The 11,272-nt window shown below is 64.5% G+C and carries 10 protein-coding genes and 1 pseudogene; 7 read left to right on the top strand and 4 right to left on the bottom strand.

Going from position 1 to position 11,272, the window contains the following annotated elements; translation table 11 throughout:
* The first annotated feature begins 142 nt into the window (after positions 1 to 142).
* From NKI72_RS32630 to NKI72_RS32615, 4 genes are all read left to right on the top strand, one after another.
* Entirely contained in the window at positions 143 to 721 is a 579-nt protein-coding gene (locus NKI72_RS32630; RefSeq protein WP_352472552.1) for a cytochrome b, read from the top strand.
* A 68-nt stretch (positions 722 to 789) separates the two neighbouring features.
* Positions 790 to 1,365, top strand: coding sequence for a YceI family protein (locus tag NKI72_RS32625; protein WP_352851977.1), 576 nt, complete (start codon positions 790 to 792; stop codon positions 1,363 to 1,365).
* 140 nt (positions 1,366 to 1,505) lie between these two features.
* Positions 1,506 to 2,492 (top strand): Gfo/Idh/MocA family protein, encoded by a 987-nt coding sequence (locus NKI72_RS32620; RefSeq protein WP_352832545.1) that lies wholly within the window; start codon positions 1,506 to 1,508, stop codon positions 2,490 to 2,492.
* Positions 2,493 to 2,547: 55 nt separating this feature from the next.
* Positions 2,548 to 4,206: an FAD-binding dehydrogenase gene (locus NKI72_RS32615; protein ID WP_352851974.1), complete on the top strand. Its 1,659-nt coding sequence runs from the start codon at positions 2,548 to 2,550 to the stop codon at positions 4,204 to 4,206.
* A 165-nt stretch (positions 4,207 to 4,371) separates the two neighbouring features.
* Here the strand turns inward: NKI72_RS32615 and NKI72_RS32610 are convergent, their stop codons facing one another.
* Positions 4,372 to 5,118, bottom strand: coding sequence for a GntR family transcriptional regulator (locus tag NKI72_RS32610; protein ID WP_352540004.1), 747 nt, complete (start codon positions 5,116 to 5,118; stop codon positions 4,372 to 4,374).
* A gap of 99 nt (positions 5,119 to 5,217) precedes the next feature.
* On the opposite strand from NKI72_RS32610, the gene NKI72_RS32605 reads away from it, so the two are divergent.
* From NKI72_RS32605 to NKI72_RS32595, 3 genes and pseudogenes are all read left to right on the top strand, one after another.
* Complete coding sequence (locus tag NKI72_RS32605; protein ID WP_352540005.1) at positions 5,218 to 5,772, top strand: autotransporter; 555 nt, start codon at positions 5,218 to 5,220, stop codon at positions 5,770 to 5,772.
* Positions 5,773 to 5,928: 156 nt separating this feature from the next.
* Positions 5,929 to 6,714 (top strand): DUF899 domain-containing protein, encoded by a 786-nt coding sequence (locus NKI72_RS32600; protein ID WP_352832538.1) that lies wholly within the window; start codon positions 5,929 to 5,931, stop codon positions 6,712 to 6,714.
* 94 nt (positions 6,715 to 6,808) lie between these two features.
* Positions 6,809 to 7,042: pseudogene (locus NKI72_RS32595) on the top strand (hypothetical protein); the annotation flags it as partial.
* A gap of 80 nt (positions 7,043 to 7,122) precedes the next feature.
* On the opposite strand, the gene NKI72_RS32590 reads toward NKI72_RS32595, so the two are convergent.
* The 3 genes from NKI72_RS32590 to NKI72_RS32580 form a co-directional block, all read right to left on the bottom strand.
* A complete protein-coding gene (locus tag NKI72_RS32590) occupies positions 7,123 to 8,061 on the bottom strand; it encodes an alpha/beta hydrolase (RefSeq protein WP_352851973.1) in 939 nt (312 codons plus the stop codon).
* 222 nt (positions 8,062 to 8,283) lie between these two features.
* Entirely contained in the window at positions 8,284 to 9,066 is a 783-nt protein-coding gene (locus NKI72_RS32585) for a carnitinyl-CoA dehydratase (RefSeq protein WP_352472543.1), read from the bottom strand.
* Entirely contained in the window at positions 9,059 to 11,137 is a 2,079-nt protein-coding gene (locus NKI72_RS32580) for an acetate--CoA ligase family protein (protein ID WP_352851971.1), read from the bottom strand. Before NKI72_RS32580 ends, NKI72_RS32585 begins: the two co-directional genes overlap by 8 nt.
* Positions 11,138 to 11,272 lie beyond the last annotated feature (135 nt).

The raw sequence follows: 11,272 nt of genomic DNA, 5'->3' as shown, positions 1-11,272 counted from the left end.
TGCCGCGCCAGGGCGACAGGGCGAGGCCTTAGACGCCTTCAAAAGACGCCCAGTAGGCCAATCAGGTTAAGCACACCCTTCATGCAAAGCCCTCCACAAGGGAGAGGTGGAAGAAAGTCGACCTGGCATTCGTTCACCGACCATGTCAGCACTGCCCAAAAACCAGACGGCCGGCTACGGCTGGACGGCGATCATCCTTCACTGGCTGATCGCGGCGCTCTTTATTGGCCAGTTCGTGCTCGGCTTCGTCATGGTGCGGCTGTCCAGCCAGCGCACCGCCTTCGAGCTGATCCAGCTGCATAAATCCTTCGGCTTCCTGCTGCTTGGACTGGTCATCCTGCGCATCGCCTGGCGCCTGGGCAGACCGGCCCCGCCGCTGCCGCGCTCGGTCGGCCCTTTCGAGCGCCGGATGGCGCCGCTGGTCCATCTCGCGCTTTATGCGTTTCAGCTCGCTCTGCCGCTGTCCGGCTGGGCGCTGGTCTCGGTCTCGGTGCTGGAGATCCCGAGCGTGCCGTTCAATCTGTTCGTCATGCCCAATCTGCCGCTCGGTGAATCGGACACGGCAGAAAGCTTCTGGGCAGCGACGCACTGGTATCTCGCCTATGCCGGCATCGGACTTGTCGCTTTGCATCTCGCCGCAGCGCTGCGCCATCATTTCTGGCTGAGGGATACCGTGCTGACGCGCATGATCACGGCTTCGTCACATCACGACAGGGAATAGAGCGGACGGCTCATTCGTTGATGGGGCGAGGACGCAAGAAAGCGTTGCCTGCCAAGAGGACCATTTCCATGTACGCGCGCATCTTCGGATTTGCGGCAGCTGCCGCTTGTTTTGCCATGCCTGTTTTCGCCGCCGTTGCCCTTGGCGAGGCGGCCGGCCGCTACACGATCAGCCCGGGGAGTTCCAGCATCCATTTCTCCATCGCCAAGCTCGGCGGCGGCGGGCTCGACGGTGCCTTCTCCCGCTTCAAGGGCAGTATCCTCATCGACAACAGCGATGTCGGCCGGTCCCGGGTCAATTTCACCATCTTTCCCGAAAGCGTCGGTACCGGCCAAAGCCGCATCGATGCCTTTCTCCGCTCGGACGCTGTTTTCGACGCGGCCAACAATCCGGAGATCCAGTTCCGTTCGACCAGCGTCAAACGCACCGGCGACACGTCGGCCCTTGTCACCGGCCGGCTGACGGCGCGCGGCAAGACCTTTCAGGAAAAATTCACGGCCGAGCTCGGCGGGCTCAGGGCGGGCACGATAAAATTCCACGTCACCGGCAAGGTGCTGCGGTCGCGCTACGGCATGGATGTCGGCACGCCGATTTATTCCAACGTCGTCGATTTCGACATGACGCTGATGGGTAGAAGGGGATAGCCTTTGCAGGTTCCGCAGGGGGCAGCGCCGGCATCCGGACAAGCCGCAGATGATCGCCGTGTTCGCCGCCATGCTCCCGCATTGGCTTTTCTCCTGAATTAGGGCAAACCTCCAGGCCTGCAATCGAGAGGAGAAATCTGATGTTCCGATGGGGTGTTTTGTCGACGGCCAAGATCGGCCGCGAGCAGCTTTTGCCGGCAATCGTCGAGGCGGAGAACGGCGTGCTGTCCGCGATTGCCAGCCGCGATCTGTCGAAAGCGCGGGCGCTGGGCGAACGCTTCGGTGCGCGCCACGCGTTCGGCTCCTATGAGGAGCTGCTCGCCTCCAGCGACATCGACGGCGTCTACATTCCGCTGCCGACCTCGCAGCATGTCGAATGGACGGCCAAGGCGATCGAGGCCGGCAAGCATGTTCTGGTCGAAAAACCGCTGGCGCTCGATGCCAGGGACATTCCGCCGCTGATCAAGCTGCGCGATGCCAGGAAGGTGCTGGTGTGCGAAGCCTTCATGGTCGTCTACCATCCGCAATGGATCAAGGTGCGCGAGCTGATCGCCAACGGCGCCATCGGCCGGCTGCGCCATGTCCAGGGCGCGTTCTCCTATTACAATGTCGACCCCAACAACATGCGCAACAAGCTCGATCTCGGCGGCGGCGCGCTGCCCGACATCGGTGTCTACCCGACAGTGTCGACACGCTTTTCGACCGGCAAGGAGCCGCTGCGCGTCCAGGCGACGATCGAGCGCGACAAGACGTTCGGCACCGACATCTATTCCTCGATCCGCGCCGATTTCGGCGACTTCGAGCTGTCGTTTTACCTGTCGACGCAGATGGCGGCACGCCAGGTGATGATCTTCCACGGCGAGAAGGGCTTCATCGAGGTGTCCTCACCGTTCAACGCCGGGCTCTACGACCATCACCGCGTCGAGCTGCACAACCAGAACCACAGCGAGGCGCAGGTGTTCCGCTTTCCCGGCACGCAGCAATACCGGCTGGAAGTCGAGGCCTTCGCGCGGGCTGCGCAGGGCGGCAAGGACCGCGTCTTCACCCTGGAAGAATCGGTGCTCAACCAGAAGGTCATCGATGCCATCTTCCGCGCCGGCGAAAAGGAAGGCTGGGAAACAGTCTAGGCCGGCCGTGATCCCACAACGGGACCGGTTTTTGTACAAGATCATGGCCAAATAGATGTCCGACGATGCGGATGTGATCATTGTCGGCGCCGGCCTTGCCGGCCTTGTCGCGGCGGCCGAACTGACTGCGGCCGGCAAGAAGACCATCATCGTCGAGCAGGAGCCGGAACAGTCGCTTGGCGGCCAGGCATTCTGGTCGCTCAGCGGCATCTTCCTTGTCGATTCGCCCGAACAGCGGCGCATGCGCATCCGCGATTCGTATGAGCTGGCGCTCGAGGATTGGCTGGGCACCGCAGCCTTCGACCGCACGGAAGATCTCTGGCCGCGCCGCTGGGCCGAGGCCTATCTCGGCTTCGCCGCCGGCGAGAAGCGCTCCTGGCTCATGCAGCGCGGCCTGAAATTCTTTCCGGTGGTCGGCTGGGCCGAGCGCGGCGGCGGCAATGCCGTCGGCCACGGCAATTCGGTGCCGCGCTTCCACATCACCTGGGGCACCGGCCCTGGCGTGCTCGAACCGTTCGTGCAGCGCGTGCGCGAGGCCGAGAAACGCGGGCTGATCCGCTTCAAATTCCGTCACCGTGTAAACGAATTGACGCGGACGGGCGGCGTCGTCGACGGCGTGCGCGGCGACCTATTGGCGGCGAGCGATGCCGAGCGCGGCCGCAAGAGCTCGCGCGAGATCACCGGTGATTTCGAGCTGAAGGCGCAGGCCGTCATCGTCGCCTCCGGCGGCATCGGCGCCAATCACCGGCTGGTCCGGGAGAATTGGCCGAAGCGGATGGGCGCGCCGCCGAAACGCATGATCACTGGCGTTCCCGATCATGTCGACGGCCGCATGCTGGCGATCGCCGAAGCCGCCGGCGGCCGGCTGATCAACCGCGACCGCATGTGGCACTATGTCGAGGGCGTCAGGAACTGGGCACCGATCTGGACCGATCATGCGATCCGCATCCTGCCCGGCCCGTCATCGCTGTGGCTCGATGCGCGCGGCAAGCGCCTGCCGGTCCCGCTCTATCCCGGCTTCGACACGTTGGCCACGCTCAGCCACATCATGAGCACCGGCTTCGATCATTCCTGGTTCATCCTGACCAAAAAGATCATCCAGAAGGAGTTCGCGCTGTCGGGCTCCGAGCAGAACCCCGATCTGACGGGGAAGAGCTGGCGCCAGGTGCTCGGCCGCGCCACCAGCGGCGTGCCCGCGCCGGTCAAGGCGTTCATGGAGAAGGGCGAGGATTTCATCGTCGAGCCTGATTTGCCGGCGCTGGTCGCCCGCATGAACGCAGTGGCCGGCTGCGAGCCGCTGCTCGAACTGGCGCAGGTTGAGCGCGAAATCCGCGCCCGCGACCGGCAGCTCGACAATCCGTTCTCCAAGGACATGCAGATTACTGCGTTGCGCGGCGCGCGAGCCTATCTCGGCGACCGGCTGATCCGCACCGCAAGACCGCACAAGCTGCTCGATCCCGCCAATGGCCCGCTGATTGCCGTCAGGCTCAGCATCCTGACCCGCAAGACGCTCGGTGGGCTGGAGACTGACCTCGACAGCCGCGTGCTGGGCGCCGGCGGCCAACCAGTCGAGGGGCTGTACGCGGCGGGCGAGGCCGCCGGTTTCGGCGGCGGCGGCATGCACGGCTATGCAGCGCTCGAAGGCACGTTTCTCGGCGGCTGCATCTTTTCCGGCCGCAGTGCCGGACGGGCGGCGGCACACGCGGTGGGGTGAAACAAGGCCCGCCGGCGGCCGTTGCGCCAAGGTGGCGGGTCGCACCGAATGGCCAACTTCCCTTAGAGCATTTTGCAGCCGAATGGAATCATTTGGCGTCCGCATAAATGCGGCAAAACAGATAGTTAGAGCGGGTTACCGGTTCCAGGAGAACCGGAACCGGCTCTAGGTGAAGGGCTGCAAATTGACGTCTTGAAGCTTGGAACCGGCAAGCAAAGCCTCGAGCACCTGCTTCTTGAGAGACAGGCACTGCGAACGGGCAAGTTTGACGATGGCGGAAATCTCGCCTGCCTCACAGGCAAGGACCAGCTCCTTTTGCTGGGCGATGATCAACTGGGTGAAGTCGCGGGACTTGAAGCCGAGGTGGAGAACCCGCGCCGACTGGTCGAGTATCTGGTCCAGCAGATGCGCCAGTCGTAAATTTCCCGAGAGCTCCGCAAGGGCCAGACGAAACGCACGGTCGGCCGCAAGGAAGGCGACGTGGCTGCGTAGCGTCTCCGGCTTCAGCACTTTTTGCGCTGCCAGCCTGACATCCTCGAGCCCGCGCTCAGTCATGTTCGATGCCGCCACCCTGAACACTTCCGGCTCGATCAAGCTGCGGACATCGAAGATCTCGTTGACATCCCGCAGGCTGAGCGTAGCAACGACGTAGCCGCGGCGCGGCTCGCTCCTGACCAGTCCTTCCTGCATCAGTCGGGCCAGCGCCGCGCGGATGGTCGCCTTTTTGATCTGGTATCGATCACCGATCTGTTTCTCCGTCAGCGCCTCGCCGGGGCGCAGCACGCAGGCGATGATGTCGTTCCTCAGCTGCTCATATGCCTGTTCCCTGCGAAGGACGTCGGCGGCTGACAGTGCTGTCGCCTCGACCGTAGCCGGTCTTGCCGGTTCGGCGGTCAACTTCGTCGTTTTCATATTTTGTCCGTCTGGCTGTCCGATTGACGCTGGCCTCAGCATTCGCTAGCGTGATCATCTCAAATTGATAATCTGAGCATCTCAGGGAGGATAACTGATATGCCTTTAGCCGCCAACTCGCCCCTCTACGCTGTTGCTGATGATATCGTCAATGCCGCGAAGGGGCCAGATCCCCTCGAAGCGGTAAGGACGGTCCTGGGCGACTACACCAACCGCTTTCACGCATCGGGAACACTCGCTCACGAAGAAGACGACGACGAGGTGCTTCTGCATGCGAGTCCGAACCTGACGATCTATCACATCACTCTGTCGCCCGGCCTGCAGTACCCGCCTCACAACCACCTGATGGATGCCTTGATCGGCATCTACAAGGGCAGCGAGACGAACTTCATCTATCCCGTTGCCGGCAGCGAACTCGATGTTCCCGAAAGGCAGGACATCGCAGCGCCTGCCGTGGTGCACATGGCGTCAAATACCGTTCATGCGGTTGCGAATACGGGCGGTGCGCGATCGGGTGCGCTGCATGTCTACCTCGGCGATCTCACACGAACCCACCGGCAGCTGTGGAGTCCGGATAGCAACCAGGCCGAGCCGTTTGACAATGACCGCTATCTGGCCGGCGCTCGGCCCATTCAGCAGTCCGGGCACGAATGAGCGCAGGGGCGTCGCGGGCGGCGAAATTGGCCGTGATCAGCGGACCCGTCGGAATCGCGTCACACTTGTCACTCTCGCCAACCCGCTATCGCCCCTATCCTATCTGACGACCCAACACGTCGCGCCTGCGGCGACAAACCAGCAAGGAGATGCACAATGACGGCACATCAGAATGGCACAGGCGAGCAGACGAAGCGGCTCGCGATGAAGACACCACCGGTCGTTTCGTCTGACGCGTGGGAGGCCGCGCGCCAGCAACTGCTCGTGAAAGAGAAGACCGTGACCCGGGCTCGCGACGCACTGGCCGCCGAGCGCCGGCGGATGCCGTGGATGGCGGTGGAGAAGACCTATACGTTCGAAGGGCCTGATGGAAAGGTGAGCCTGCTCGACCTGTTCGAGGGCCGCCGTCAGCTGATCGTCTACCGCGCCTTCTTCGAGCCCGGCGTATTCGGCTGGCCCGACCACGCTTGCCGCGGCTGTTCGCTGGGGGCGGACCAGGTCGGCAATCTTGCCCATCTGAACGCCCGCGACACCACGCTTGCCTACGCCTCGCGCGCACCGCAGGCCGACATTGCGCGGCTGAAGGCGCGGATGGACTGGAAGATGCCCTGGTACACCATCACCGACAGCTTCGATGCCGATTTCGGCGTTGACGAATGGCACGGCCACAACGTGTTCATCCGCGACGGTGATCGCGTGTTCCGTACCTACTTCATCAACAACCGCGGCGACGAGGCGATGGGGACCGTATGGAGCTATCTCGACCTGTCGCCGCTCGGCCGCCAGGAGGTTTGGGAGGATTCGCCCGAGGGCTATCCGCAGACGCCGACGTACAAGTGGTGGAACTGGCACGACAATTACGGCGCCGAAGCCGTTCCCGACAAAAAGTGGGTCGAGGTGTCGGACGCCGGAGAGGCCGCGTTCCGGAACCGCACCGAATAGAACGTCTTTGGCGTCGCGCAAATGCGGCCAGGACAATTGGAGGAGCGGGATGCACGGTTCGACCGCATCCCGCTCGCTATGTGGGACTACGGACATGAGCGAGATTCATGCAGGCGGATCCACCGGCGATGCGAGCCCGGCCGGCCATAGTGCAGCCGATTGGCTGTCCTTTGCGGCCGCGCCGACCTTCGCAGCCATGGCGCTGCTGACGCTTCTCGGCGGCGCGCCGGACATGATGTGCTCGACCGGGCAAGAGGCGTCACCGCTGGGCGGCATGGTCCCGATGTACCTGCTGATGAGCGGCTTTCATTTAGGACCTTGGCTGAAAGCAGGTTTCCGGCCGGCGACGCCGCCGCAAATAGAGCTGTACCGGCCGACAAAGGCCCGTTCTGGTCGGGAAGACATCCCTCACCAGATCCACTCGCCCCTTCCCAAAACCGCTACCGCATCGACAATCCGGGTAAAGCTCGAGCGGGCGCGGCCGGCCGTGTGCCTGGCGCGCAAATAGCCATGCACCAGCCCCGGCTCCTCGAGCCACCAGGCGCGCCCGCCCGCGGCAACGATGCGGTCGCGATAGGCTTCGCCGTCCGACGACAGCGGGTCGCATTCAGCGGTGATCACGACGGTGGGCGGAAGATTGGCGAACTCGGCGTCGGCGAGCGGCCACAGAGTGAGATCGCCGGTGCGATCCTCGCCACCGGTCCTGATGTCCCTGTAGAAAACGAGGTCGCGCGCGGTAAGCATCGGCGCTTCCGCGTGGGTGACGTAGGAACCGGCGGAGCTGTCGCCGCCAAGGCCGGGATAGACCAGGATCTGGCCGATCGGCTTGCGCGCATGGCCGCGCGTCGCATGACTGACGGCGGCGGCGAGATTGCCGCCGGCACTGTCGCCGCAGAGCAGGACAGGACGCTCGTAAGTCGCCGCCGCCCATTCGAAGGTGCTGATGGCATCGTCGAAGGCGGCCGGATGAAGGTGTTCAGGTGCCAGCCGGTAGTCGACCGAAACCACTTCGTAGCCGGTGCGGCTGCAAAGCTCGGCGCAGAGGTCGTCATGGCTGTCGAGCCCGCCGAGGATAAAACCGCCGCCATGGAAATAAAGCACCATTGCCGAAGCTTCCGGCGCCGGGGCGCGGTAGATGCGGATCGGAATGTGCCAGGGTGTGGCAATGGCGGTGGTTTCCGCCGTGACGCCTTGGGGATAGCCGGCAAAGAACTCGCGGCACATCCGGTTATAGATCTGGCGCTGCTCGGCGACGGTGTAGTCGATCGTATCGGGCGGATAATAAGAATTGGTCCGCTCGATGAAGGCCCAGGTCTCGGCGTCGATGAGGGTTTTGTAGTCGGTCATGGGCGCTGAAAGTGTTCTGACGACAGCGCCTGAGCACCCCCCTCTGGCCTGCCGGCCATCTCCCCCTCAAGTGGGGAGATTGGCAGCTTCGGCCTTGCAGCCCATCTTGCAACGTTGGAGATTGGCGAAAACCGAAGCGACATCCGATCTCCCCCCTTGAGGGGGAGATGGCCGGCAGGCCAGAGGGGGGCGTGACGGAGTGCCGTCATTTCGGCAATACCTTCATTTCCCCTTCCACACCGGATCGCGCTTCTCGGCAAAGGCGCGAAAGCCCTCGAGATTGTCCTCCGAGCCGTAGAGTGCGTCAACCGTCGACAGTTGCCGGCGCGTCACCCGGTTCATCGCGTCCTGGAACGTCAGCGATTCTGCGACCCGGGCCGTCTCCTTGATCGCGGCGAAGACCAGCGGCGGGCCGCTGGCGAGCAGCCGCGCGATCTCCCAGACGCGGTCCTCCAGTCTTTCCTTGGGCAGCACCTCGTTGACCAGGCCCCATCGATGCGCCTCGGCGACATCCATCCAGCGGCCGGTGAGCAGAAGGTCCATGGCGACATGGTAGGGGATACGCTTCGGCAGCTTGATCGTCGCCGCATCGGCCAGCGTGCCGGCACGGATTTCGGGCAGCGCGAAGGAGGAGTGGTCCGACGCATAGATGAGGTCGCAGGATAGCGCCAGTTCGAAGCCGCCGCCGACCGCCATGCCGTTGACGCAGGCGATCACCGGCTTGTTGAGGTCGCGCAGTTCCTGCAGCCCGCCGAAGCCGCCGACGCCGTAGTCGCCGTCGACGGCGTCGCCGCCGGCCGCGGCCTTCAGGTCCCAGCCGGCGCAGAAAAACTTGTCACCGGCGGTCTTGACGATGGCGACGCGCAAGTCGGGATCGTCGCGAAACGCCTTGAAAGTCTCGCCCATCAGCCGCGACGTCTTCAGGTCGATGGCATTGGCCTTGGGCCGGTCGAGCGTGACTTCGAGGATAGTGCCCTCGCGGCGGGTGGTGATGACGTCAGACATTTTTGTTCTCTCCAAGCACCAGCAGCGCATCGGCGATCCAGGCGCCCTTGCCTTCGGTGCAGACGATCAGCGGATTGATGTCGAGTTCCTCGATCTCGCCGGCGTTTTGCTGCACGAAAGCGGCAATGCCCGATATCGCATCGATTGCCGCTGCGACATCGGCCTTCGGCCGACCGCGATAGCCGTCGAGCAGCGGGAACAGTTTCAGCCCGCGCAAAGCGGCCTCGATATCGTCGCGGGTCGCCGGCAGCATCAGCGTGACGCTGTCGCGCAACAGCTCGACCAGCACGCCGCCGGTGCCGAGCGTCATCACGGCGCCGAACATCGGGTCGCGGGTGAAGCCGACGAGCAGCTCGGCGACGCCGTCGCGCACCATGCGCTCGACATAAAGGCCCGTGCCGAGCGGGCCGAGATCGTGGGCGGCGGTGCTGACGGATTCGGCATCCCTCAAATTGAGCCGGACCGCGTCGAGCTCGGACTTGTGGATGACACCAAGGGCCTTCAGCGCCACCGGGAAGCCGAGCGCCATCGAGGAGATGACAGCTTCGACCGCGTTGCCGGCGCGCTCGCCCTTCGGCACGGGGAGCCCGGCCTCGATGAGCCGCGCCTTCGCCTCGGCCTCGTCCGGCGTGCCATGGTCGCCGCCCGGCGCGCCGGCCGCCGAAGTGTCGATCGGCTGCGCCTGCGGCTCGCGCCAGGCCCAGCCGATGAAGGCCGCCGCCTGGGCGGCGTCCATGGCTTCGGAGATGCCGAACAGCGGCACCATGCCCCGCGCCATCAGGCCGGCAGTGTATTCCTCGGGCAGGTTCTCCGGCAGCGAGGAGACGATCGCGCCTTGCGCGCTGTTGGTCTTCAGCGCCACTTCGAAGGCGCGCAGCGTCGCCCACCAGTCGGTGTCCGAGCAGCGGTCGGGGCGCGGGAAATCGAGCACCAGCATGTTGAGGTCGAAGCCGCCCGACACCATCGCGGTGAAGGTGGCGGTCATCGCCGGCTCGTTGTTCCAGATGAAGGTGTGGTAGTCGAGCGGGTTGGCCACCGCGACCAGCGGCCCGAGCGTCGATTTGACATGCGCGCGGTGCTCGGGGGTGAGTGGCGGAAACGTCACCCAGCGGCCTTCGGCGCTGTCGGCCATCACCGACGCCTCGCCGCCCGAACAGCTCATCGACGACAGCCGGTAGCCGGGCAGGGGGCCGGTGACGTGCAGCAGCTTGAGCGCCTCGATGAAGGCCGGGATCGAATCGATGCGGGCGATGCCGAGCCGCTTCAGGAAGGCGCCGGACGCTGCGTCCGAGCCGGCCAGCGACGCGGTATGGGAAACGGTCGCCTGCCGCGCCTGCTCGGAGCGGCCGACCTTCATGGCGATGACAGGCTTTTTCAGCTCGCGCGCCCGTGCCGCCAGCCTTTCGAAGCCGGCTACCGAATCGAAAGCCTCGATATGCAAGCCGAGCGCGGTGACACGGTCGTCCTCGATCAGGCCGAGCGCCATTTCGGAAAGCCCGGTCTGCGCCTGGTTGCCGGCGGTCATCAGAAAGGCGATCGGCAGGCCGCGCTTCTGCATCGTCATATTGATGGCGATGTTCGACGACTGGGTGATGATGGCAACGCCGCGACCGCCTTCTGGCAGCCTGATGCCGCCATGCTGGTCGGGCCACAAAAGCGCGCCGTCGGCATAGTTGATGAGCCCGTAGCAGTTCGGCCCGATGATTGGCATTTGGCCCGCCGCCGCGACCAGCTCGGCCTGCAGCCGCTCGCCGTCCTCGTCATAGGCCTCGGTTTCGAGGAAGCCGGCGGCGAAGCAGACCGCACCGCCGGCGCCGCGCTCGGCCAGTGCCTTGACCACTTCGATGGTCAAGTGCCGGTTGACGCCGACGAAAGCGGCATCCGGCGCACCGGGCAATTCGGCCACCGAGCGATAGGCCTTGCGGCCGGCGACCTCGGCCTTGCTCGGATGCACCGGCCAGATCTCGCCGGCAAAGCCCATCTTGATCGATTGCGCGACGACGGCGGCAGCCTGCGCGCCACCGAAGACCGCGATTGTCCGCGGGCGCAAAAGGCGCTCAAGTTTGTGCATGAACACCCTCCTCTGCCCTGCCCTCTTTGCCAAAACTTGGCATCTCCCCCTCAAGGGGGTGTTTGGACCGGAGACATCGCGAACAGGTGTGCGAGGACATCGCGAACAGTTTGGCGCGCTTTGCGCCGGGAGGTT

It is taken from the genome of Mesorhizobium sp. M0437 (assembly GCF_040321335.1).
GTDB lineage: Bacteria > Pseudomonadota > Alphaproteobacteria > Rhizobiales > Rhizobiaceae > Mesorhizobium.
Note: the sequence above shows the minus strand (reverse complement) of the source record. Positions and strands in the feature narration are given on the sequence as shown.